Origin of the sequence: Segatella bryantii, assembly GCF_022024215.1 — a bacterium.
GTDB classification, from domain to species: Bacteria; Bacteroidota; Bacteroidia; order Bacteroidales; family Bacteroidaceae; genus Prevotella; species Prevotella bryantii.
The window spans coordinates 230,263-255,528 of sequence record NZ_CP091797.1 but is presented as its reverse complement, the minus strand read 5'-3'; the positions used below and the strand labels follow the sequence as shown (position 1 = coordinate 255,528).

25 protein-coding genes and 1 pseudogene are annotated in these 25,266 nt (G+C 40.4%); 7 read left to right on the top strand and 19 right to left on the bottom strand.

Annotated elements, in window-relative coordinates:
• The first annotated feature begins 8 nt into the window (after positions 1-8).
• Entirely contained in the window at positions 9-1,283 is a 1,275-nt protein-coding gene (hemL, locus tag L6471_RS00885) for a glutamate-1-semialdehyde 2,1-aminomutase (RefSeq protein ID WP_006281452.1), read from the top strand.
• 108 nt (positions 1,284-1,391) lie between these two features.
• Here hemL and L6471_RS14200 read toward each other — a convergent pair whose 3' ends face one another.
• The 4 genes from L6471_RS14200 to L6471_RS00865 form a co-directional block, all read right to left on the bottom strand.
• Entirely contained in the window at positions 1,392-1,568 is a 177-nt protein-coding gene (locus L6471_RS14200; RefSeq protein ID WP_404830152.1) for an HTH domain-containing protein, read from the bottom strand.
• 165 nt (positions 1,569-1,733) lie between these two features.
• On the bottom strand, positions 1,734-2,630 hold the full coding sequence (locus L6471_RS00875; RefSeq protein ID WP_237797044.1) for a hypothetical protein: 897 nt from the start codon (positions 2,628-2,630) through the stop codon (positions 1,734-1,736).
• 5 nt (positions 2,631-2,635) lie between these two features.
• A complete protein-coding gene (locus L6471_RS00870; protein WP_083351042.1) occupies positions 2,636-2,854 on the bottom strand; it encodes a HipA N-terminal domain-containing protein in 219 nt (72 codons plus the stop codon).
• Complete coding sequence (locus L6471_RS00865) at positions 2,851-3,051, bottom strand: helix-turn-helix transcriptional regulator (protein ID WP_074614800.1); 201 nt, start codon at positions 3,049-3,051, stop codon at positions 2,851-2,853. The genes L6471_RS00870 and L6471_RS00865 overlap by 4 nt, the downstream gene beginning before the upstream one ends.
• 362 nt (positions 3,052-3,413) lie before the next feature.
• Between L6471_RS00865 and L6471_RS00860 the strand changes: the two genes are divergently transcribed.
• Positions 3,414-3,617 carry a TNT domain-containing protein gene (locus L6471_RS00860; RefSeq protein ID WP_237797043.1) on the top strand — a complete coding sequence of 68 codons (204 nt, stop codon included), beginning with the start codon at positions 3,414-3,416 and terminating at the stop codon, positions 3,615-3,617.
• 262 nt (positions 3,618-3,879) lie between these two features.
• A complete protein-coding gene (locus tag L6471_RS00855; protein WP_237797042.1) occupies positions 3,880-4,704 on the top strand; it encodes a hypothetical protein in 825 nt (274 codons plus the stop codon).
• 18 nt (positions 4,705-4,722) lie between these two features.
• On the opposite strand, the gene L6471_RS00850 is transcribed toward L6471_RS00855, so the two are convergent.
• The 8 genes and pseudogenes from L6471_RS00850 to L6471_RS00815 form a co-directional block, all read right to left on the bottom strand.
• Positions 4,723-5,193 carry a hypothetical protein gene (locus tag L6471_RS00850; protein WP_237797041.1) on the bottom strand — a complete coding sequence of 157 codons (471 nt, stop codon included), beginning with the start codon at positions 5,191-5,193 and terminating at the stop codon, positions 4,723-4,725.
• 317 nt (positions 5,194-5,510) lie between these two features.
• Positions 5,511-5,954 (bottom strand): Fic family protein, encoded by a 444-nt coding sequence (locus L6471_RS00845; protein ID WP_237797040.1) that lies wholly within the window; start codon positions 5,952-5,954, stop codon positions 5,511-5,513.
• Between the two features lie 189 nt (positions 5,955-6,143).
• Complete coding sequence (locus tag L6471_RS00840) at positions 6,144-6,467, bottom strand: hypothetical protein (RefSeq protein WP_237797039.1); 324 nt, start codon at positions 6,465-6,467, stop codon at positions 6,144-6,146.
• A gap of 97 nt (positions 6,468-6,564) precedes the next feature.
• Entirely contained in the window at positions 6,565-6,786 is a 222-nt protein-coding gene (locus tag L6471_RS00835) for a hypothetical protein (RefSeq protein ID WP_237797038.1), read from the bottom strand.
• A pseudogene (locus L6471_RS00830) lies at positions 6,786-7,256 on the bottom strand (KilA-N domain-containing protein); the annotation flags it as partial. The pseudogene L6471_RS00830 and the gene L6471_RS00835, both read right to left, overlap by 1 nt.
• 110 nt (positions 7,257-7,366) lie before the next feature.
• Positions 7,367-7,720 carry an Imm40 family immunity protein gene (gene imm40 / locus L6471_RS00825; protein ID WP_237797037.1) on the bottom strand — a complete coding sequence of 118 codons (354 nt, stop codon included), beginning with the start codon at positions 7,718-7,720 and terminating at the stop codon, positions 7,367-7,369.
• A 109-nt stretch (positions 7,721-7,829) separates the two neighbouring features.
• Positions 7,830-8,372, bottom strand: coding sequence for an SH3 domain-containing protein (locus tag L6471_RS00820; protein WP_237797036.1), 543 nt, complete (start codon positions 8,370-8,372; stop codon positions 7,830-7,832).
• Between the two features lie 218 nt (positions 8,373-8,590).
• Positions 8,591-9,061 carry a hypothetical protein gene (locus L6471_RS00815; protein WP_237797035.1) on the bottom strand — a complete coding sequence of 157 codons (471 nt, stop codon included), beginning with the start codon at positions 9,059-9,061 and terminating at the stop codon, positions 8,591-8,593.
• Between the two features lie 631 nt (positions 9,062-9,692).
• Between L6471_RS00815 and L6471_RS00810 the strand changes: the two genes are divergently transcribed.
• The 3 genes from L6471_RS00810 to L6471_RS00800 all read left to right on the top strand — a co-directional run bounded on the left by L6471_RS00810 (position 9,693) and on the right by L6471_RS00800 (position 11,634).
• A complete protein-coding gene (locus tag L6471_RS00810) occupies positions 9,693-10,007 on the top strand; it encodes a tyrosine-type recombinase/integrase (RefSeq protein WP_237797034.1) in 315 nt (104 codons plus the stop codon).
• Between the two features lie 194 nt (positions 10,008-10,201).
• Entirely contained in the window at positions 10,202-10,834 is a 633-nt protein-coding gene (locus L6471_RS00805; protein WP_237797033.1) for a hypothetical protein, read from the top strand.
• A gap of 392 nt (positions 10,835-11,226) precedes the next feature.
• On the top strand, positions 11,227-11,634 hold the full coding sequence (locus L6471_RS00800; RefSeq protein ID WP_237797032.1) for a transposase: 408 nt from the start codon (positions 11,227-11,229) through the stop codon (positions 11,632-11,634).
• Between the two features lie 512 nt (positions 11,635-12,146).
• Here L6471_RS00800 and L6471_RS00795 read toward each other — a convergent pair.
• Genes L6471_RS00795 through L6471_RS00770 form a run of 6 tightly spaced genes read right to left on the bottom strand, consistent with a single transcriptional unit; the run spans position 12,147 to position 20,421 of the window.
• Entirely contained in the window at positions 12,147-12,473 is a 327-nt protein-coding gene (locus L6471_RS00795) for a DUF2149 domain-containing protein (protein ID WP_237797031.1), read from the bottom strand.
• 5 nt (positions 12,474-12,478) lie between these two features.
• Positions 12,479-13,069, bottom strand: a complete 591-nt coding sequence (locus L6471_RS00790; RefSeq protein ID WP_237797030.1) for a MotA/TolQ/ExbB proton channel family protein — start codon at positions 13,067-13,069, stop codon at positions 12,479-12,481.
• Entirely contained in the window at positions 13,060-13,689 is a 630-nt protein-coding gene (locus L6471_RS00785; protein WP_237797029.1) for a hypothetical protein, read from the bottom strand. Before L6471_RS00785 ends, L6471_RS00790 begins: the two co-directional genes overlap by 10 nt.
• A gap of 38 nt (positions 13,690-13,727) precedes the next feature.
• Positions 13,728-17,777, bottom strand: coding sequence for a cobaltochelatase subunit CobN (locus L6471_RS00780; RefSeq protein ID WP_237797028.1), 4,050 nt, complete (start codon positions 17,775-17,777; stop codon positions 13,728-13,730).
• A gap of 28 nt (positions 17,778-17,805) precedes the next feature.
• The gene (locus L6471_RS00775; protein ID WP_237797027.1) at positions 17,806-19,926 is read right to left on the bottom strand and encodes a TonB-dependent receptor plug domain-containing protein; all 2,121 of its coding nucleotides are present in this window, start codon (positions 19,924-19,926) and stop codon (positions 17,806-17,808) included.
• A 3-nt stretch (positions 19,927-19,929) separates the two neighbouring features.
• Positions 19,930-20,421 (bottom strand): calycin-like domain-containing protein, encoded by a 492-nt coding sequence (locus L6471_RS00770; RefSeq protein ID WP_237797026.1) that lies wholly within the window; start codon positions 20,419-20,421, stop codon positions 19,930-19,932.
• Positions 20,422-21,119: 698 nt separating this feature from the next.
• Between L6471_RS00770 and L6471_RS00765 the strand changes: the two genes are divergently transcribed.
• Entirely contained in the window at positions 21,120-23,555 is a 2,436-nt protein-coding gene (locus L6471_RS00765; protein ID WP_006281464.1) for a sodium-translocating pyrophosphatase, read from the top strand.
• Positions 23,556-23,974: 419 nt separating this feature from the next.
• On the opposite strand, the gene L6471_RS00760 is transcribed toward L6471_RS00765, so the two are convergent.
• Positions 23,975-25,153 carry a serine/threonine protein kinase gene (locus L6471_RS00760; RefSeq protein ID WP_237797025.1) on the bottom strand — a complete coding sequence of 393 codons (1,179 nt, stop codon included), beginning with the start codon at positions 25,151-25,153 and terminating at the stop codon, positions 23,975-23,977.
• Positions 25,154-25,266 lie beyond the last annotated feature (113 nt).

Here is a 25,266-nt window from a genome sequence, read left to right as displayed (position 1 = left end):
ATAAAACTATGAACGAAAGAAAAAATTCAAAGTTGGCTTTCGAACGGGCCTGCAACGTCATTCCAGGTGGCGTAAACAGTCCTGTACGTGCTCTGAAAGCAGTAGGAACAACACCGCTGTTTGTTAGCCATGCCAAGGATACTTATATATATGATATCGACGATAACAAGTTTATCGATTTCTGTATGTCTTGGGGTGTATTCATCCTCGGTCATAATCAGGATACAGTGAGCAAGGCTGCAGCAGAAGCTGTTATGCGTGGCAGTAGCTATGGTATCTGTACTGAGGCTGAAACTGTGCTTGCCAATAAGGTTAGGGAAGCTTTCCCAAGCATGGAAAAACTGCGCTTTGTCAACTCGGGTACAGAGGCTACGATGAGTGCTATCCGTGTAGCTCGCGGCTATACAGGAAGAGATATTTTGGTAAAATTTGAAGGTTGCTATCATGGTCATGCTGATCATCTGCTGGTAGCTGCCGGTAGTAGTGTAGCTACGCTGAACAATGCCTCTTCTGCAGGTGTTCCTCAGGGATTTACCCAGTATACCGTGGTATTGCCTTATAATGACACTGAAGCGCTGGAGAAATATTTCGCAGAGCATGGTGACGAAGTAGCAGCACTGATTCTTGAACCTGTAGCTTGTAATATGGGTGTAGTTCCTCCTACCCGTGAATTCTTGGAAGCTACTCGCCGTCTCACTAGTGCTCATGGTAGCGTACTTATCTTTGATGAGGTTATTACCGGTTTCCGTTTGAGTTTTGGTGGCGCCCAACAGCGATTTGGTATCAAACCGGATATGACAACTGTCGGTAAGATTGTAGGTGGTGGTTTCCCTGCTGCTGCCTTTGGAGGTAAGAAAGAAATCATGGATATGCTTGCCCCTGAAGGTCCTGTTTACCAGGCTGGTACACTAAGTGGTAACCCTGTAGCGATGGCTGCCGGCATTGCTACGCTAGACCAACTGAAGCAGCCTGGATTTTATGACGAGCTCGAAGAGCGTGCTAACGACTTCTGCGCCCGCCTTGAGAAGATCATCGAAGGTAAAGACATCTATCTGAACCATTGTGGTACGATGTTCACCCTTTTCTTCAACCAAAAGAATCCAACTAATTTCCAGGAAACCAAGGCCAGCGATCAGGAGAGATTCGCCCGTTACTTCAACAATATGTTGGAAAGAGGTATCTATGTTAGTCCATCACAATTTGAAGGCAACTTCATCAGTCGTTGTCACACTCCTGAAATTCTCGACTACGTGCTCAAGAGTATCGAGGAAAGTATCGAATAAAATAGGAAAAAGCACCGTAGGTGCAAACTGCACATATATAAAAGAGGAAATGTTCACAGCAAATGAACATTTCCTCTTGTCATGCTAATGGAATTGGGCTAAATCAAATCAGTGACTAACAGAAATTATAACCCACTTACCATCATTATCCTTGCCTTCACGCTTCAAAACGCCATGCTTCTGTAAAGCAGAAAGGTCACGCTCAATGGTGCGTTGGCTCACCGCCAAAGTCTCTGACATTTGTTTGCTAGTAATTGTCGGAGATTCTTTGATAAGATTAAGCATTTTCTGCTGACGCTCAATACATTCCACCTTGGGATGTTACAGTGAGGCGGTCATCGTATATGTCAAGATGAACTTCACTGCCCATCACTGTGTAGTCGCGATGGATGAAATGGTTAACCATTGCTTCAAGGACGGCACGTTCTGCATACTCAGGTTTTTGGGGGTTTATACGAAGGAACCTGTCCCTCCGATTTTTTTCTTGGGTAAATATTCTGCGTCTTTTAGTACGATATAATACCAAATGATGGATATTACGAATATTCCTAAAGTCCATAAGATATCTTCAAGATATTGCTTATAAAGATTAAATGCTCTAACAAACACAGGTTCTCCGTATTTGGTGTGCGGATCATCTGAAATAGCCATTCTAAAAGCAGAGCGATTGTAACCGTATTCATCATCAAGAACCTCTATATACGTTGAATCTTCTGATGAATAATTTTTCATCTCGGCCGTTGCCCTATTTACGAATTTCCGCATTTTTTCTCCACTATACCACAAAAAGCAATGTTCTCGGACATCAAAACACAACCATACACGCTTTTGAGATTTCACAGGAACAACTCCATTGAAATACATCTTTGTTCCGCTTCTTGAACTACTTTCTGTATGATAGTTTACCCCAAAATGTGTAGTGTCGATTTCAACTCCGGCAATTTTATAGTAGCAAAAACCTGGATTGCGCTTAATCTGATTTACATTTGAAATTCTAGTAATCTTTCTGTGTAACCGAAGTGTCAACAAACTGGAACAGCCCATCATCAACCACATAACAAGGATAAAGGGCATGCATATTGCCACCAGCTTTGTTTTTCTACGTCTATAATCTCTTATTACTACATATCGGAGTGTTGGCCATACAAGAAGCAGACAAGCCAGAACAGACACACCAAATTGAATCAAGTTGTGCATATGTTTGTCAAATGCCGATGGCATCAGTTCAAACACAATCTCTGTAACCAACATATTAAGAACCAGAATAACAAGTTCTATAGTGCCTAACTTAACAAGCACATTTTTAAGATTCTCATTAATATAGTAAATATTGTATCTTAATTTCATTTCACTTAACTCAATATGCCAATGTGTACTGGGGTCTGGATGAACGAGGGACGGTTCATTTTCGTCAGGTCTTGTTGCTGCTTAGTTAAGGGCATTGTGGGACTTACCGGGGCTGCATCCTGACGCGCAAGATATTCCTCGTCATAGGCAAAGTGGAAACCTTCCTCGTCTTCCGTGAGCAGTCCACAATAGTTATCGTTTACATATATGCCGGCCTGTTTCATACGATTTCAGTTTTTATAGGTCCCAGACGTTCGCCAAACAAGGCCAGCACATCATTGACCTTATCCATTCTCAATGTCTGCTTTCCTTGTTCTAAATCCCTCACAAACCTAAGACCCACTCCGGCCCTTTCAGCCAACTCTACTTGAGAAAGGCCGTTTTTCTTGCGTTTCTGTTTAATATGCTCTGATAAAGTCATAACTATTATACCTTAACGGGTACAAAGTTATGTTTTTTTTTTAATAATATACCCAAACGGGTATATTTTTTAATGTAATCTTTTGTTTTATACCCGAACTGATATATTTTTCAAAGAATTACACGCAATCACCAAAGGGAAAGAGTTTATCATTTAAGATACGGTACACATTTACGGATTTCCACGGGAATCGTCTCAACCTGGGATGAATCCCGTGTGATTTTCAGGCGGACCATGCAGGCGCGGGTGTTAATGGGACGTTGCTGGTCGAAGATGAAGTACAATGATAATCCAGCACCTTCCGACTGGGTTGATCCTAGTTATAAAGAAGGAACATTGAGTCAGGATTTGATGTTGAAAGGATGTATTATCAATTGAAGGTGGATCTGCCTGTAGAGTCATCTATTGTTGCTCCTGTGCCTAAATTCCAGACTCCTGGAGGTGGTATTCAGTTCCGTATTAATGTTGGGGCTTTACCTGCTTCTTATGGTGTACCTTCTAATTTGAGATATCTGAATGCTAACCAGTTGATAGAATTCAAATTAATCGTTCCTTTTCCAAATTAAGTAATTTTCATTATCGTGCTCCGCAAAAAGCGGAGCACGGAATTTTAAAACAATAATTTTATATCATTTACGTTTATATATTATGAATTTGATATATATGCAACATCTTAGAGCCATCATTGCAAATCCGGAGGCAAAGCCCAATGAACTATCAGGATCCTAATGTTAAGGAGTGGGTGCGAATCACAAATTACAGTCTTGTGACGAATGAAAACTCAGCCTTATTTCACATCCATGATGTTGTTAACTTTAATTTGAATATATGATGAAAAAAATGACAATGGATGAGAAGAAGGCCTTGCTGGTCGAGGTTAATAAGCTTCTGGCTACCATCCCCGACTATCAATTGGCTATATCAGTTAACGAGATGGAATACGCCGATATTCTCATCACTGACCAAGGATATATCAAACGTCTTTATCTTGAATACGGAGAAATCAGCGAAAATTTTCTCGGTGAAACGCATGAGGAAGCTATAGTGAGTCTTGCTCACGAAAGGATTGTCGCGTATAGCTGCATCACCTCTCCCAAGTTCCTTTGGACCAAAGAGAAAGACCTCTCTCCGTTCGACAAAATTAAACGTTTTCGTGACTACTGCGATTCCTATATTTACAAAGGTATAGATCATTCACCAATTATCCCTTTGATCACAGATAATACAGTCATCGAAGCAGTCAACCAAAAAGCCGCTGACATACTCAGTAAGATTACAGCATACAACGTGCCGCTGATTTCGCTTAGTAACGTCATTTCTTCTTCTTTTTGGTATAAGAAGAATGGGAATCAGTGGCTGTACTGTACTTTTGAGCAGGGAGAAGTCCACACGACTATCTGTGCAGAAAATGATGATGAGATGGTTTTTAACACTGTTTACCGCAGCCTGGCTAATTATGCACAGAAGGAATTCGTTGTGTTCAGGGAACGCAACGGAAAGAATCCGTATAGGAAATGCGATGATTTTATGGAGGAATGCCTCCATAAAGTGTACCCCGATTATAAATATCACCGTCCTCCCGAATATGATGACCGGAAATACGAAGAGCTTGATGCTGACTATCTCAAAGGCTCGTCTCCTTCAAGTAAATAATGTTTAATGGTTGGAGGCTCATATATGAATTAAAACACATACAAGAACAGCCCCCACTATCATGTCAGCAATCGCAAACAACAAGCATTGATAACGCCATTTTTTTATATTGATGTCACGTATGCTTTCGAAGTACCCAAAATAGCAATGGTCATATTTTGATATGGACATCATATAAAGCGACAAACAAAATAATATCAATACAATATAGCAGACCATTATTTTGTGCCCTAGAAAGAGGCTAAATAGAACCATAAACAACAAGGCTATAGGTGCAGAAAGAATACCAATTATAGCGATTGAATGATTGTTAGCCACCCATAGCGAATTACGTCTTAATCGTTTTTTATCATAATGCCCTAGTATGTTTTTGCCAAATGTTATCTTTGCGTCTATTGCCAAATCCCATTGGGAAAGCATATCACTTATAACATAATTTAGAATATTGTAATAATAGACAAATGTTCCCAAATAATTTCTTTTCTTCATATTTTAATTATTGGTTACCTTTGCAAAGAATCTAAAGGTAACACTTTTTTATTAAAAATGATTTATGCTAAAAAAAATACTATTTGACAAATGGTGTAATAAACTTGTTATTCGTTTTTAGCCAAAAGTGGACCAAGACGAGTGTCATTGGACATGATAGCATAACCACCATTATCCTTAAAACTTTGATAGCTCGGTTCGCACCATTGAAGCGCGCCAGACATCACGCATATAATGGAAACTAAAAAACACTTGTCTCATATTAGTTTAAAACTCTATTTCTTTCTATTTTAGAATTATCGCGTAGAAAAAAATTGTTAATCCGAAAAATGAATTCCTTTCAATAGTTCCAGTGCAATACGTTTTTCGTCATCATTCAAAGCTAAAATCATGTGTCTAACTTTTTCGTTCACATTCTCCATGTCCTCAGTTTCTTTCATCTCATAAGTAAACAACGCCTTTCCCAAGTCTGTTAGGTAATACTTTTGGTTGGGGCTTGTTGGTTTATTCGGCAATGTCATATCAACAAATTGCGCTTCTATAAGAGGTCTTACATATTTGGCTTTGAATTTCGTTGTATTAGACCACCGATACAATTCTTTGAGCTCGGACATGGATTTGGGTTCTTGAAGAGCTATGAACAATTTTGCAACTTCGTCCCAACTTAGTCCTGTCTTAGTCCCAACTTGCTCCCAGCTTAATCCCTGCTTCATTCCGGTTTGATTTTGTTCGTTCTGTTGGTCCTTTGGTTCATATTCCATTGAGTAAATGGTGGTCATAAACTGGCTTGTTGTTGATTTGGCCAGAATAGGATTTCTTCTATCGGATGAAATCTCTTCTATGGGTAGTCTTGCACCGTTTGCCCACTATACATACCACCTGGAGAGGTTAATTGAAGTTCTTCTACTGTACAATTCCTACTTTTCATGAATTCTACCAATATTATAAGTTCATTTAACAGGTACAAAACAATTAACCTCGCCTAATTTATTTTTCATAACGAGTGTATCCTTGCGAAATGAAATATGTTGTACGATAGTTTCTCCCCAATAATCTAGGGACATACTATCGCCTGCAAACTGATAAGGGACTGCCACAATAGGATATTCATCTACATAATACAAACTATCCTTATCGATTTTGAACACTGTAACCTCATCACCAATTGGCGCCCAAAAACCAAATAATCGGGACTGTAGACTCTGTTGAGGCGAAGAGGCCATGCAAGACAACAGGGCAAAAGCTACTATTGAAATAAAAAATATTCTTTTCATATTCAAACAAATCTTATAAGATAAACATTTTTTAAAAACAATTAGTATAACTAATAGCATCATTTTTTAATGATACTATCAGTTATTAAAGATATTGCTAGTATTGTTTTATTTCTATATGAAATGCAAGATCATGAGAATTAAGTGGATCTAGTAATTTTGTCACTCGCTTCAACAGCGCATTATGAAACACACTTCGTTTATCAATAGGAACTCTTTGATAGGAAATATCAATAACATTTATTTTCTTTAATGTTTCAGGTGTTCCACAATGATGAGATACATTATAAGGACCTACTTCATAGATTTTATCTATCATCTTTTGATGGCATCTGTATGGATGCGATAGTTGATTTTGGATAGTTCTCTCTTGGCAGTCCATCCCAATTGTTTCTGTTCCTCCTCTTTTAGTCTCTGGAACTCGTCAATTAGGTAGAGTTTGAAGGTAACACTAATGACAGTTCCAAACTCGAAAGCAATATCTTTGAATGCGTAGGTGCCACCATAGCGCCCTTTTTTCACAATGATACCAATGGCATTAGTCTTCTCAATCCATTCACTCACGCTCATCACGAAACTTGGCAAACCTGCCTGCATTCTAAAGTGGTCAAATTCGACCACTTTAAAATAGGGATTGTGTATCATCTCCCAAGTTCCCAGAAACTCTATAGTATAGCGAGTGCGAATCCAGTTCTTGATGATGTCTGCTGCACGGCTTTCACTTTGCTTGCCGTTTGCCATATCGGTGAGTGATATGTAGTCTTTGTCGTTATAAGACAAGACTGTTATTTCCGTGTTCTGAACCGTTTTGTTATCTCATATATTCTATGCACCTTTGTCCCCGACAACGAGCCATTGAAACAGGCTGGTGGCTCAGCGTCGGGAGGTCTTTGATTCGATTATTCTAATTGATCTTCTAGGACAAAGGAAAATAAAGGCCTATCACAAGAATGATTTTTAAAAGACCTTATGTAAGATTCAGATTTATTACAACTATTTTGCACGTAATCATAAAATGACTCATTTGGAATCCTATCATAATACCAATTATCATCTGAGTTCTCTATAGTAGAATTATTCATACTATATACATCACCACCTAAGATTGGAATCACTAAAAGTTTGCATATTTGCACTATTTTAAGCGCTTCTTGGTATGGAAAAGCATAGCCTTCAATACCTAAATTTTTCAAGGAATAATATTCGGAAATATCATTATCTTGAATAATTGAAATTATATCATTCTGTTTCATTTAAAGGGACTAAATAATCTATGATTAATATCTCCATTTGGCTCTTTGATAAATTCAAAATAGTCTTATTACAAATAGTTTCATATCTAATAAACGTACTTAAAATTATTTAATCAAACATGAATATTATCATTTTCTTTTTAATATCCATAGGGCATTTATCAAATGGTAGTATTCGTTTACGATATATATATCCGATAAATAAACTCCCATCATCAGAATAAGCCCTGCACCAATCACTTCCCCAAATTGGGGTATATAAAAATATCTGGTTCCTACGAATCTTTGTCTTTACTTTTGACTTCGTTGAAGGTCTCTCTCTGACATAGGTGAAACCATCTGGGTCATTAATCACAGCAGGAAATTTCATGTAATCCTCTTTATATAGAAGATTACATCCTTTACTATCATAGACGCAATTGATATCAGAATATCTGAAGCTGCGAGGTGGTTCAGTAGTTACCATAAAATACAGTGCTTTATTCCCCAAATCAAGTTCTACAACGGAATCTAACGGGTTACCGTAACTGAAAACATGAGCCTTGGTGATTGCTGCAAAAATAATACTATCACTTTTGTCTTGATAGAGCGACTTGACAGAATAAGTATTGTCCCCTATATCTATGCATTTTGACTGGCATGTTCCTAACACTTTATAAAGATCATATATACAATCTTTACAAGAGTGTTGTGCATGTGTGGATAAAAAGCATACGCATGCTAAAATTAACACAGTTATACATTTCTTCATAATCATAATTTATTGAATCTGCACATTTAGATGAACTTATGAGGTGAAATATATGAGAAAATAAAATTAACAACATTCCAATCTCCATCAGGAATTGTGTAACTTTTGCAGTTAGAGGCTCATATATGAATTAAAACACATACAAGAACAGCCCCCACTATCATGTCAGCAATCGCAAACAACAAGCATTGATAACGCCATTTTTTTATATTGATGTCACGTATGCTTTCGAAGTACTCAAAATAGCAATGGTCATATTTTGATATGGACATCATATAAAGCGACAAACAAAATAATATCAATACAATATAGCAGACCATTATTTTGTGCCCTAGAAAGAAGCTAAATAGAACCATAAACAACAAGGCTATAGGTGCAGAAAGAATACCAATTATAGCGATTGAATGATTGTTAGCCACCCATAGCGAATTACGTCTTAATCGTTTTTTATCATAATGCCCTAGTATGTTTTTGCCAAATGTTATCTTTGCGTCTATTGCCAAATCCCATTGGGAAAGCATATCACTTATAACATAATTTAGAATATTGTAATAATAGACAAATGTTCCTAGATAATTTCTTTTCTTCATATTTTAATTATTGGTTACCTTTGCAAAGGATCTAAAGGTAACACTTTTTTATTAAGAAACTATTTATATACTCCGATATTATACCCGATATTAGCGCCAATCCGTGTCCAAGCCATTCATCGTTAAACTTTCCTTTAAAATTAAAAAATGATTTATGCTAAAAAAATACTATTTGATAAATAGTGTAATAAGCTTGTTATTCGTTTTTAGCCAAAAGTGGACCAAGACGAGTGTCATTGGACATGATAGCATAACCACCATTATCCTTAAAATTGAAGAAAAAGATAAAAATTGTTTCATAATGGTTATATTAATAAAATCTCTCTTTGCATGCGAAATTACTAATTTATCACGAAAAAAAACAAACATATTGAATGTTTTTTTAAATAAAAGATATAATTTATATTATCTGTAATATTTTTAGTACTAAATGGAATATTATACCGATTTTTTATTTATAGAAAAACTTTTATAAGACTGATATTTATAGGCTCCATTTATCAACTCTTATAACCTAGAACCGTTTAAATCCTATATAATATAGGGATTGATAACTGAAAACAAAACAACATTATCGCCCTGCAAGATCGTGGCATCAAGCAGTGGGAAAAGATAAAGCGGTCAAGTTCCATTGTCAGGTGAAGCTCTCAAAGCTCTTGAAGAGAAGGAGAATCCCAACGAACCCATCTTCAAGCTGCCTGCAAGTGTTGCCACCATCAACTACCACATAAAGAAGTGGGTGAAGAACGGCCATATCGACAAGACTATCTCATTCCACCAGGCCCGCCACACCTTCGCCACAATGACACTGACCGCTGGGGGAGATCTCTATACAACAAGTAAGATGTTAGGGCATACCAACGTCCATACAACGGAGATTTATGCCGACGTGGTGATGGAAAAGAAAGTGAATGCCGTAAACCTGATGGCAGGTATCTTTGGATAGCCTGTAAACGAGATAAAGGAAAGTTTGCCCCCAGACACTATCATGAGCGTGGCGGTGGTGTACTGGATCCATTCTTTGCTGTTTGTAGTCATTGTGAGTAGAATTTGTTGATGCAAAGGTAAGAATGCTTTTGCATCGTTAAAAAGACAATATAATACTCATAATTTAGTTATTTAAAATATAAATAGATTATTATGTTGACAGTAGATGAATTACGAGCTTTAAATGAAGCATTTTGTTTTAGTCCATATGGAACGGATAAGGAAAAAACGTATCTTCACAATAAGGAAATATTTTTTGAAGAAAATTCAAATTTTTGCGTATCAGCAAATGCGACAGATGAATTCAATAAGATTCTTGAAAATAGCAGGGACTTGTTGAAAAATGATTGTGCATTAGGCCTTACTAAATTATGTGCTTTTTTAATGCAGCAAAAGGAAATTTTGGTTTTATCTCGTTCCAAATTTTCTGACGATGTATATACCTATGAGAGGCTGTTCACTTTTGTCGCTAAAGTTGCATTATTTGATATTGACCAGGCATTTCTTTTAAGAAAACCTTTAAGTCGATATCATCCAGATATGAATCAGTATTCTACTGATTTAGAGATTAATAGTTGGAATGCGATTAAGATTATTGACACTTTCAAATTGTCTGACAGTTTCAAACATGAAATATATAATCCTAAAAAAGAAATCCTTAGGAGAGCCTGTTCAGATAAGAATATTCATGTGAATAACGAATCATCACATGGAAATAATCCTTCTGGCGGTTGTTTATTTCTTGTTATTGGTTTATTTGTGGTTACTTTATTGGCTTCATTGTAAATTTATCAGTGGTTGTATCTTCTGTAGTGGTCATCAATAGATTTGGCGACAATGCCGACGAACTTGTTACCGATGTTCTCTGCGAAGAAGTCACGAATGTTCATGACGGAAGTAAAATATTTCCGGCGGAACCATTTCTTAGCGACTCGCGTTTTCTCATGACCGATATCCCCGTGGCACAGGGAATTTCTTTACCAGTGCCGAAGTCCTGCCGCTAGCCGTATTCAAGGAAGACTTTCTCGCAGCTGCCGGAAGAGTTCATTTTTCTTGTCACCAAGTGCGCCGCCGTCGCTGGCTTGACTCCGACAATCACAATGTCATGTCAGAGTTTGATTTTATCCAGGAGTCGACCCGCTGTTCGAAGGAACTGGCGGATTTTTTTAAAGAGGCGTTTGGAGACGCTCCCTATAACGGCCCGTTCGTTTGAGAAAGACTATCACATCAACGGTGATAACTTCGAGCGCTCATACAAGGAGACAATCAGTGGTTTCAAGATCTGGAAAGACGCAGACCATGCAGAGGACTGGGTGATAATCCCGAAGAATATGGGCACTCATCTGAGCATAGATGAGACATGTCTGTCCACAGGTGAAGTCTATACCATCCTGTCCAAAGCCTTCAACGACATTGCCGCAGCCATGTACGACAGGGAGGACGAAATTCTCAACTATTTTGTGAACAGGTCAACCAATGCTTCTGCAGAATCGCTGAATGCCAAGATTAAGGACTTCAGGGCTCAGTTAAGAGGTGTTATTGACAAGAAATTCTTCATCTTCAGACTGGTCAAGATTTTCGGTTAATCCACGCGGTTATGCAGGTGACCCGAAAAACGCTGAAAGAAATGATTGAAATTTTGGAAGAGTTAACTTCCGAGTATGATTTTGTGGCGTTTTCCATACTCTTAAACCGTTTGGGATGTTTGTTTCGATTGGGGATATTACAATCGGAAACGAAGGTATTGGAAGCACCCATTTGTGCCACTTCCTGATGCCAAAACCGACAGGTTGCATCGGTGAAAAAGATAATCATAGAAAATCGCATTAGTCTCAGATATTTTTTGTAACTTTGCACCATGTTTCAGTGGTACGTGCACCACATTTCGGATGCTTGGATATATTTAACACATTTTTGGTGCAGGTTTGTTACGTTTGAGAAACACAAATTTTGAAACCACAGAAACACAACAGATTACAAGATTTCTAAATCCTATATAGTAAAATTAGGCAGTACCCTCTGTGATGGTACTGCCTGTTTTTACTATTTACTAATCTAATCATCAACGAGGCCTTCGCCTCGCTGGATGTGGAAACACCTATTCAGGAACATAGATGATTTCACCATTATCAAGTTGATAGGCTACACCCACCTTCTTTCCTTTGTTTTGATTCTTTGAAGACTGATTCTTTGAAGGGGTATATCGGTTTATCTTCTTGCCCTCCTTGGTGATAATCTCCATATTCTCCTTGCCGGGATTTTTCACCATACTGAAATCTTCCTGGGAGAACATTTCGGTCATGTTGAATCTACTGACAAGTGCCACCATAAGTGCGACAGCAAACACCATCGCTACATCAAAGAGGTTTGATACCGTTGACATAGGATCATCTTCCTCATGATTTCGTAAAAGAGAACGTCGCATATCTATTAAGAATTACTGATTACTTCTGACAGATACTCCAGATTAGTGATGTCTTGAAGATACCAACGCTGCTTGACTTGTTGCGTAACGTAACCGATAGCAGAGGCAACGAGTCCTGTAACAGTGGTGGCAAACGCTACTTGCATATTACGTGCCATTGACTCTATATCGCCGGAAGCAAGTCCGGCAAGAGCTGGTCCCATAGGGATGAGAGTGCCCATCAAGCCAAGCATAGGACCTAGTTTTACAAGCATCTTGCTCAATCCAAGATCCTTGTCGGCATCAATCTCAAACTCTGCCAGCAGTCTCTTGACCTCTGCTTTATTGTAGCGTAACGATATCATCTTCCTGATATACGCAATGACAAGCACGTTATCTGTCTTTGGGAGTTTTGCTATGACATCATCAAGTGTCTCGGCTGTCACATCCGTGAGTGCCTTTCGCACATGAGCCGACGTCTTTCTGATGGTGAGATACTGCCCAAAGAAACTACCAATAAGCAGTAGTGCACGAATAAAGACGATGATAAGAATGACAATGACTGGCACAAGCAGTCCTGTGCTAATCCAGTAAAGTATGTCTGAAATTATTTCCATTTTTTTTGTTTTTTTCTAAAATAACCAATTCCACCACAAAGGACGGCGATTGCTATAAATGTAAGTAGGGCTCGCCATTCTATCGGGTCTGATCCCTTGAAATTTGTGCTGCCATTGACTGTACTAACTATGCCAAGGATAAGTACCAGGGCTGCGGATAGAAAGAGCAGTTCAAGCCGGAGTGCCTTTTGTGGCAACAATAATCGGAGAGCGTAAGTACCTCCTATCATAGTAAACAGCACCAGAACGGCAAGGCTCCACGATATAAGGGCAAAGTCTATACCCGAAAAGAAATACATCACCTGTATCTGGAGATAGAACAGCACGGGGAGAATGAGGATGCCGGGAAAGAATCTCAGCATACGATACACCCACACGGTGCGCCGGCTAACTTTGCCATCGTAGATAAGTTTGCCAGAAAGCATACAGTATGCCATTTGCCATATTACCTCAAGCGTGAGCACAACCGAAGTATCAAGCATGAGTTGCTGATTTCCCAACCACGCACTTATCTCGTTTCTGCTCCGCGCAATGGCAAAATTCCATGTCAGTCCGATGAAGAGTGCACAGATAACGGCAACTACCGCTACCTGCCACGCTTTCAGGAACGTCAGTTTCACCCAGGTCATAAAGATGACAACGAGCATCAATACCAATATTACGGCTTCCATTCCTCTTCTTCTTTTCTTCGCTTACGAATGATGAATACAAGCAATACGCCCGCCAAGATGACAATAGCGAGCACAGCTGATGTGGTGACAATGGTGCGCGTGGTGTCTGGCATCTCTGAAAGAGTCTCTTTCTTCATAACCGTACCTCTTTCTTCTTTCATTTTTCCACTTTCTACCTTACTCCTTTCCACATGGAGATCATTCTCCAATTTCTGAAGTTCACGGAGTCTGTCAGGCGAAGTCTTCCATAATCCTTTCTGAATCGTCTGCACCAAAGTATGAGCCATTTGCTCCATAGCCGCTGGATTTTTCTCACGCATGAATTGGTTCACCCCGAGATTCATTTTGTCCTTGACATAGATATCATATATCTGTTGCCACATTTGGTTATCTATGACGTTGGGCTTCATCACATTCCAGCCGTATGTATTTTGAATCACCTCTGCAAATTCTGCGGCTTCATTGGCTCCGCCCTTCATCTTTTCCCTGATATAAGTAGGGTTAAAGATTGTGGAACGACTCTCAATGCCGATTGCCTCCCTTAGCTCCTGCATGCGGTTGTTGTTGCGGTTACGATAGTCTGCAAAGTAGGCATCAGGATCCTTGCCCGTAACATGGCGCACGGCTAGATTCATACCTCCCATGAACTCATACACATGATCAAGAGACAGGGCACCCCAAGAATTAGACTGGCGTGGCTGAACCACAGCATCGGTACGGGTGAGAGCCGCCTTGAAGGCCACCTTGGATGCTTTTTCCCAGTATTGCTCAGAACCATAGAATGCAGACATGTTGTTGATATAGGTATCCGCAATTTCGTTCTCTCTCTTCCAGCTATCACCCTGCTGCACCATCTGCTGAATACCTGTGCCATAGCCTCCGTTGAGTGCACCGAAGATACGGTAGGTGGACATCTCACGTGCATCCTTTGGCGATACCCCCGACTCGGTTAGTGTGCGTTCCGATTCCTTCACACCCTCCTTGACCAGGTTTGCCACTTTTCCATCATCTGCTTCTGCAGCCATTTGTACGGCACGGTTTATGAGATAAAGACGCGATGCAGCAAGGTCGCGAAACTGACCGGAAGTCTGCACTACCACATCAATACGCGGACGACCAAGTTCCTTGATGGGAATAAGACGAATATCTGTCACCCGTCCAAAGACATCACGCACAGGCTCTACACCGAGAAGCCAGAGTACCTGGGCTATTGTGGTTCCACCGGTCTCAATGAACTCCGACGACCAGAAAGTGAAACTTACCTTACGAGGCAGAGAGTCATGATGATGTTCCTGATACATCCTTATCGTGCTCTCTGCCAAAGCCTTACCCTTATCCCATGCACTTTCGGTAGGTGTAGTCTCAGCATTCACACCATAAAGATTACGCCCTGTTGGTAGAGTGCGTGGATTAGCTATCACATCACCTCCGCTGCTTGGTCTGGTATAACCACCATTCAGAGCATTGATCATAGAAGAAAGTTCAGCCTGTGGGGCTTCCATAAGCATCTGCTTATAATGTGCTACATTTTTCAGCGCCTGTTCTACTTCCATGATAGCCTCTGCCAAATAGGTTTCCTCGCGCGTATAGGTTTTTCGCATAGCTGCCATCTGAGCCATCATATTGCTTACCTTATCTTTACCACTACCATTACTTCCGAGCCCCATGGCTGCTGCCATTTTCTTGAGAGCCTCAGGAGAAGCGCCAGCCATCTTTGCCATTTGCAAGGCCTTACGGGAATCCATTTTGGGGTGCTGGTGGTTGGTTGTCGGGTGTTTAAAGTTTTTACGCCTTTCTCCTCCTCCCATCATCATACTCATCATATCCTCCGAATTATGCTTAGAAGCCTCTATCTCCCTTGCCTTGTTGAGTTGAGCCTGAGTAATATGCGCTGTCTGACAGATGAAAGCATCGGTAACAGGTGCATTACTTTTGAAAAGTTTGGCTACTAATGCCTTTGCTGGATTTATATACAACGTTGTGAACAATGCTTTATGTTTCTCCGTATCTGTCTTTGCACGTTTCAATAGTTTATTGAGGCGCAACATACCGTATGCAATAGGATCAGTTGTCATGGCATACACAGAAGATTCAATCCTTGCTTTTTCATATGGTATACCGAGCGTGTAGAGTTGTCCGACGATTTTCTCATTGGCCAGTTCCTCTTCAAACTCTTCCACCTTCGCAATCTCAGTTTCATTCCAGGCTTTGGTGAGCACAGAATCAAGACCAAGATCACGATGTATCCCCATGCCCACAGCGAGTTTCTTCACGGCGAGAGAGGCAGCATTGCCTGGAGCTTTATTATAGACCTTTATAGCATCACTCAAAGCCTTGTAAGGAGCTCGGAGGTTACTTTCAAGGAATGGAGCGGTGAGATGGCTCTGAATGCCAGCATACGTTCTGCGCTTAGCAATGAGTGCCTCACCCACATTACCTATTGTATAGATATAGAAATGCGGAATGGTGCCTACGAGCTTATCAGGCCAGTCAGCTGATGACAATGCCACTTGCTTGCGAGGTGTAAATTCGAGTCCGCCATGCGTGCCGAAGTGTATCATGGCATCAGCCTTGAATGTGTTCTGAATCCAGTAGTAGGCATTCTGAAACTCCTTCACCGGGTCTTTGTCGGTGCCATGAACGATTTGGAAGGTGTTATCTCCATGACCTGCAAGTGGCTGGGGAAGTAGGGCGATGTTGCCAAACTGTACCTTTACCACTGTATCGGGATGTGCATCGAGCATAGTGAAATCCGAGATAGGACATCCCTTTCTTTGAAGCAATTCCGAGAGTTTCTCACTATTCTCAGGCAGTCCGCTTACGTTATATCCCTCCTTACGCATCCTTACAAGAAGGTTGTAGAGCGATGGCACTACCGCCAGACCAGAAGCAGTCAGCGATTGCTCGCCTGGGCCCTTGAAATACACGATAGCCACTCGCTTATGCTTATTCTGCTTCTTCTGAAGCGAGATATAGTTTTTTACCGTAGTAACAAATTTCTCCAGACGCTCAGGAATGGTATATTGCTCGTGTATGCCTTCACTGTTGATGCGTTGTGCAAAGAGAACATAAGGACGGATGCTACCGTCTATCTCCGGTGTCACAATACTCTGACTCAGAAATCCTCCCGACATCCCCTGCTTATCATCCTCCCATTCAGAAGTGAGACGGTTGATGCTCAATGTAGAGAAAAGGGGAATATTCTGCTCACTGAGCCACTCTACAACCTTATCCCCAAGACGACCATGAGCCAAATTGACTACAGCATTGAAGTGAAACGACGGATTTGCATCAATAAATGCCGAAAAACTCTTGTTGACGTGATACACGGTGTTTCCGCTTTTCTCCAAAGCCCTTATGAGGTCATTAGGATTACCCATCATTCCCGTAACGATGACCTTCGGAGCATCAGCTTTCATAAGTCCATGCTTTTGTAAATAAGCCTCGTAATCCTTGATTTTGTCGAAATACAAATCCTCATCATCAGGATGATCGATGTCAGGATGTGCAAACATACCATCAGGAGCAGGCACTACTTTCTCTACCTCACCCTTGAAGATAATCTTGCCATCCACATTCTGACGGATATAATTGAGCATGGAGCGATAGTTTCTGCGGGAAGAACCACGCAGATATGCGTTGAGCGTATCGGCAGTAATGCCATCTACGCTTACAATATAATTATCTGGATTCACCGACATGGTCGTGAGGATATTCGTGCCAGTCCATCCAGCCATTTGTATCTTGTCTCGCTGTTCATCGGTAAGACGAATACCCATGGCATTCATAAACACCATGTCATAGTTGTCTATATCATCGAGTTTTTCAAGAGGCAATTCCTCTATTACGACAAACGGATTGTTATTTGCCTTGCTAATCTCTCCAAGCGTAGTAGCCTGATAATTGATGAACGCAATACGTGTACGCGAGAACCATTTATTCCATATCACGGTTATTGCAGTGATAGCCACAAGAGCCAGTATCGCATAACCCACATATTTCCAGATACGTTTCGCTTGTTTTGAAATCTTCATCATTCAAAATTATTATTAAAAAAATCGTTAATCAATTGAAATTCAACGATATGCCTACACTATATGTCGTACCTGTAGTCATGGGTGAACAATAGTAATATGCCTTTGGCTTATAGTTCAGGATGTTGTCAATGGCGAAGTTCACGTGTATGCCTTTCCGAATATGTTGCTGAAGCATCAGTTTCCAAAGCGTATAACCTTGATCCACATCCTGACGTCCTGACTGCGGTTTACCTAAGTATCGGCCCGACAAAGCTGCGGTCAGGGCATATCGGCGTGAAAAACGATGGTCATAGTCAATACGCCATGTCATAGAGTGAGTACGAGGTTGCGAGAACTGGGAATCTATCACATTGCCGCTCTCGTGCATATAGGCGTAATTATAGCGAAGACCGAGCCCGAAGTCAAAACGATATTGTGCGCTAAGATCGAGCCCAAACACCTTCACTCCCTCCTCGTTCCAATATAGCGAACTCGTCAGAGCCTCATATTTTGTGCCATCATCTGCAGTAAAGACATATCCATCCCCTACTTCACTTATTCTCTTATCATCGGAAAGAACCTGATAGCCACCTTCTTTGTAACTGGCATCCACCACCCAATAGCGACCAACGGTTGTGATACGCTTATCGAAGATATTGCAGTAACCCATGAGCGTGATGTTATATTTTCCATCAAGGAACCCACCTTTACTGACCATACCGCTCAGTTCCGCTGCAACATTGAAGTTGTTGCTTTTCTCTGGCTTCAAATCAGGATTACCCATAATTATATATCCCATGTTGCCCATATCAAAGTGCATATACATCTCCTTGAGTGAAGGGGCACGGAATCCACTTGCATAGTTCGCCCGAAGCGTAACGCGATTAAGTTTACATACAGCTGCAAGTCGTGCGGTGAGTGCATCTGCACGCGATGCCGAGAAATAATCGTATCTCAGACTACCCACCAGGTTAAACCGTTTACTCGGATTGAAATCAAACTGCGCATAAGCATCAATATTGTTCTGCTCATGCGAAGTATTGTCCAAAAACTGATACGTTGAAAGATAATCATGCAGAAGATCTGAACCAAGTGTCAGAACATGCTCACCAAACGTGTGATTATATATAGCATGAACCACATGCTGAGTGTTGCGATAGTCGTGGTCATGGGTACGCTTTCCTGCAGGAGTGTAGTTCGCCTTATCATACTGATCATAGGCATACGAAAGCTCTATATTCTGCCCATTCTTCCAGTCGTATAGGACTTTCAGACCACCACTATAAGCATTAAAATGATAGTTATATGTATCACGCTGACTTTCTCTGTAGAAATAGCCGCCACGCGCTATGAAACGTAGGAAATCGGAAGCCGTGAACATAACACGTTCCTTGACATGATATGACTTCTGTCCATATAATTTCTTAACATTCGACTTGTCTTCCTCGATCGTCTGCCCAAGCAATGCAGCAAGAGCCTTCTCCTCCGAAGTTGGCCCCGATGACAGTTTTATAGATTCGATATTAGTATGCTGGAAGTTAGTCTGCGAATTCCATTTACCAGAATTAAACGAGAAACCAGCTCCGTTTCTCCATTCATTACCAAATGAACTATATCGAGAATTCACATTTACAGTCCACGGCTCTGTCGATTCCTTCGTAATGATATTGACAACACCACCAACAGCATTGGAACCATATAGAGCCGACGAAGCACCCTTCACTATCTCTATCCTTCCAGCATTGTCAAGGTTGAGACGATTATAGTCTGTATTATCCAACGTTTCACCTGCAACACGCTCGCCGTCAACAAGAAAGAGAACGGCATTGCCACCAAATCCGCTCATATTTAGGGAAGTCTCCTGACCCATGGAAAAGCCAAATTCAAGTCCAGGAAGTTCTTGCACAAGCAAATCCTGAATAGTAGTAGCATCCGTTTTCTTGATGTCGTCAAGCGAAATAAGTCGTGTGACAACAGGTACATCTTTCAAAGCCTTCGGAGTATGCGTGGCTGTAACCACCACTTGATCGAGCGTCAGGGAATCGTACAATGCTGTTTCCTTGTCGTGTTTGATATTACCCTTTAGCGTATTATGATCAATGTCTGCCGCCTGTATGGTAGGAGCCACACTGGCAAGCAGAACAATAGACATGAGAAACTTTTGAGTCATGAGTTACTTCTCACCTGTAAATGACGTTACTATTGCCATAGGCATCCTGCCATACTGCAAGCTATATGCAATGGAAATCTTATTGCCTGTATTCACAATCACGATATCACTGAATGTATATGCTTTCTCCTCACCATTCACCGTGATAGTGCCTGACACCTCTGGTATAGAAGCAGACACCACCTCGGTGCCAGATGTATTAGAAACGCTAACCGGAATGTTATCGACTGTGATTGAAGGTAAAGCCATCGTACCAGAACCAGAAGACGAAGTCGTCATACTGATATGTGTGTCATCAACAGCCTTAATCTCGTATGTACCACTATCCTTTGACTCCGATCCCATGACAGAGAAAGTTACCTCCCCAGAATAGCTACCCTCAATAGTCTTTGCAGCAGGAAACACTTCGTTATCCTCATCGTCTCCACATGAAGTAAAACCAACACACACAACAACAGCGGCAATCAGCATTGCCATAATTTTTTTAATTTTCATCTTTTTTTGTTTAAATATTAATAAACTGATTATATCTGAATAGTAAGTTGCATTTTTTGCGAGTGCAAAATTACCACGTTTGATATAAATACACAATACTCAAAAAATATGATTTTTTCGAACATATCATTCTTGAAAAAAATCATAATTTGTAAGTAATTTAACATAAAAAATCGATTAAAGCTATGAACGATTACCCATTTATGGGGGCTTAAACAATAAAAAGCAGTATTGTTACCCGTATGGTATGCAACCATTATTCATGAAATACAACAGCAAAAAACTATTTGAAAGAAATTTACTAAATAAAAACAAGACTTTTGGTTATGCTAAATATACCCCTAAAGATGAATAGATTATATAATAATGTATAACGACGACTTCGCATTTGACAAGTACAGTTATCAAAACACCTATAACATTCCTCATTTAAACCAAGTGTTACCCCAAAACAGGACAAAAAGATAAAATATATTTGGAACTTATTTGAATATTTTATATCTTTGTTCTTGCGTTTATTCGCAAATGTATATCAAGTTTCAGCATATCATACAACAAAATGTTTCAACAAATAAAAATCGTTATATAAAAAATATTATTGAATATATGTTTCAGCAAAGACTATACACATTATATTAATACAATGTATATCAATATGGACATATCATGGAAATCAGTAACAATTAACTTATATCAATATGAAAAAATTACTTATGTTAATGTTGACCGCAACCTGCGCAACACCACTTTTGGCAAGCGAAGCTGATCTGGTCATTCCTGAAAGTATCCACGAGTTTGGATTTTTACATTGGGGATTTTTGGTAACACTCCTCGGGTTTATCTTCGGTATTTATTATTTCGCCAAAACAAAGGCTCTTCCTGTACATGAGCGTATGGAAGACATCGGAGAAGTAATCTATAAAACATGTTCTACTTATCTGAAACAGCAAGGTAAGTTTCTTGCAACCCTTTTTATTTTCATCGGTGTTATCGTAGCCCTTTACTTCGGTGTTCTCTCAGAAGGCACTACTACTGGCGGTGTCCTCCTTATTTTATTATGGACCATTATCGGTATCTGTGGCTCATACGGTGTAGCAGCTTACGGTATCCGTATGAACACATATGCTAATGCACGTATGGCCTTTGCATCACTGAAGCGAAATCCACTCAACCTGCTTAATATTCCTCTGAATGCTGGTATGAGTATCGGTGTGATGTTGGTATGTGTAGAGCTCTTCTTGATGCTCGTCATCCTGCTTTTCATGCCTACCAACTTGGCTGGTAGCTGTTTCGTAGGTTTCGCCATTGGTGAGTCTTTGGGTGCTTCAGCCCTTCGTATCGCAGGTGGTATCTTTACCAAAATTGCTGATATCGGTTCAGACTTGATGAAAGTAATCTTCAAGATTGGTGAGGATGACCCACGTAACCCTGGTGTTATCGCAGACTGTACGGGTGATAATGCAGGAGACTCTGTAGGTCCTACTGCTGATGGTTTCGAGACATACGGTGTGACAGGTGTTGCATTAGTTTCATTTGTACTACTCGCAGTACCAAATGCTGCCGCTCAGACTCAGCTTCTTATCTGGATCTTCTCTATGCGTATTCTGATGGCTGTAACATCTGTTGTTGCCTTCTATATTAATAAAGGTGTAAGCAATGCTAAATATGGCGGTAACGAAGACCTCGACTTTGAAGCTCCACTGACAAACTTAATCTGGATTGCTTCTATCCTTAGTATCATTGCTACCTATGCCGTATCATACTTCCAGCTGGCAAGTATGGGTAATGACCTTTGGTGGATTTTCGCTACTATCATTTCTTTGGGTACCCTGGGAGCAGCTGTTATTCCAGAGATTACCAAGGTATTTACTTCTCCAAAGAGTGGCCACGTACTCGAAGTAGTAAAGGCTTCTCATCATGGTGGCGCTTCGCTGAATATCCTTTCAGGTTTCGTAACGGGTAACTTCTCTGGCTTCTGGACAGGTTTAGTCTTCGTATTGCTTATGTTCGTGGGCTATGCTGCAAGTATCAATATCGAAGAAAGCCTGATGTCTTACCCAGCTATCTTTGCTTTCGGCCTAATCGCTTTCGGTATGCTCGGTATGGGTCCTGTGACTATCGCAGTAGACTCTTATGGCCCTGTAACTGATAATGCACAGAGTGTATACGAATTGAGCCTTATCGAGGATATGCCTAATAAGGATCAGGAAATCGAACAGAATTATGGTTTTACTCCTGATTGGGAGAAGAGTAAATATTATCTGGAGCAGAACGATGGTGCTGGTAACACTTTCAAAGCTACAGCTAAACCGGTATTGATCGGTACTGCCGTAGTAGGTGCAACAACCATGATTTTCTCTATTATCTTGGTTATCAAAAACGTTTTGGGTATCGATCCAGCAAGTGTACTGAATATTTTAAATCCTTATACCATTCTTGGTTTCTTGTTGGGTGGTTGTGTTATTTACTGGTTTACCGGTGCAAGTACACAGGCTGTTACTGTAGGTGCTAACCGCGCCGTTGCCTTTATCAAGGATCACATCAAACTCGATCCTAACGCACCTAAGAAGGCTGACTCTAAGAGTAGTGTTGAGGTGGTTAAGATATGTACACAGTATGCTCAGAAGGGTATGTGGAATATCTTTATCGCTATCTTCTTCTTTGCATTAGGTTTTGCTTGTTTAGCTTCTCCTGCAAGTATCGGTGGTAACAATGCGGTATCATTATTCGTTAGTTATCTTATCAGTATTGCCCTCTTTGGTTTGTTTCAGGCTGTATTTATGGCTAATGCAGGTGGTAGCTGGGATAATGCTAAGAAGGTGGTGGAAGTAGATCTTGCTTTGAAGGGCACAGACCTTCACGATGCTTCTGTAGTAGGTGATACTGTAGGTGATCCATTTAAGGATACTTCTTCTGTATCGCTGAACCCTATCATCAAGTTTACTACCCTCTTCGGTTTGTTGGCTATGGAGATGGCTATTAGCGAATCTTTCCGTGAGCTGGCACCATATTTTGGTATTCTCTTCGTACTTATCGCTATCGTCTTCGTATGGCGTTCATTCTACAAGATGCGTATCGATGATTCTATGGAGAATATCCTGGAACAGTACAACAATAAGAAAACTGAAGAATAATCTATCTTAACGCATATTACTCATCTTGCACTTCGTAGGCAAGTTCTCAATAGAAGTGTAAGATGACTGAATCAACTTAAAAAGTCTCCATCTTAAACTATATAAGATGGAGACTTTTTTGCATACCTACGCATGTACACTTGCTTATCCATCAGATAACGCTAACTATCAAGAGCTACTAACTATCAGATATAGCAGCTTTACCATCAGATAGCTGCTTAGCAGCGGCTAACTTATCCAGCAGCATTCCCCCATGAGTAAAGTCATAAAAAAACGATATAATTCCATATCGACAAAAATATGAAATTATATCGGTCTATTGAAACTCTAAAAATACCGTCGTCAGCTACGTTTTAATCTTCAACAGAGCTGACGCTTTAACTTGTATCTACCTTTAGTTTTATTTACTTCTTGGCTTATTACTTCTTGAGCTGAGCCTTCTTGCCATTAATATAATCAGCAAAGAATTTATCAAAAGCCTCAAGATCAGCGCCTTTCAACTGATAAGCACGAAGAATACCTTTGTAATAACGAGCGACCTGCTTACCAGGATAACCCTGTTTTACACCATTAATATAAGGGTCAAATATTTTATCGAGATCGGCAGTAACTGCACCCTGAATCTGATTAACAGCATCACTGGCCGTTGCGGCAGCTGGTTGATTCTCCACAGTTGCTGCAGCTTGGTCTGGTGCAGGAGTCTGAGCAGGAGCACTCGCCCGTGCATCAGCATAAGCAGCGTTACCATTAGCACTGGCATCACCATTCTCTGAAGCCACAGTCTCAGTAGAATCTGTCTGAGCTGTACCGTCTGCAGCAGTAACGTCACCTCCAAACTGAGTTACAGCTAAGAAGATGGCCAACACAATAACAGCAGCACCAACGATGCCACCCACAAGCTTGAGATTAAGCTCACCACCATGATTACCACCATGTTCGAGTGCCTGAATTGCATCCTCTGCTTGCTCATAACGCTCATAACGGCCAAAAGAACAACACCGCTCGATAACCTTGGTAGCCATACTGCCTAAATTCATATCCTTAAGCAACATACCAATGGAATAGATATCAGCATAACCATCTACCGTCATTGTTCCATCTCGAAGCTCTGGTGCAAGATACTTCAACGAAACACTCTGTTCAGCACTCTCATCCGTATCGAGGAAACGGAAATCAATAAGTTTAACCTGATCTCCTTGATTCGTAATCAAAATATTAGATGGCTTCAGATTACCATGAACCACCTTATTCTTATGCAGATAATCTACAGCAGAAGCCAACTGATGTAAAACTGCAAACTTTTCTTCGTCAGAGTGTCGCTCTTGAATATACTCCTTTAACGAACGACCATTGATATATTCTAATACGATACACGTACCCTGATTCTCGGTTTCGATCAAGTCGATGTATTTTACAATACCCTCATGATTCAAAGCAGAGCACTTTTTGTACTCACGCTGCAAAAGGTGAGCAAACTGCTTACGAGACTGATATTCTAACTTAAGTCCCTTTAAGATATAGGTATCCTTGCCACTTTGACAAGAATAATAGGCATAGATTCCCTTGCTGCGAATCTGCTTAATTTCTGTGTAATTCATCTCTTCACTCATTTTGCCTTGAAAATAACTTCATTTTAAGTTTCAAAGTTACAAATCATTTTGTAATTTTAAAAGAATAAATGATTATTCACTCCTAATATTAAGCAATTTTA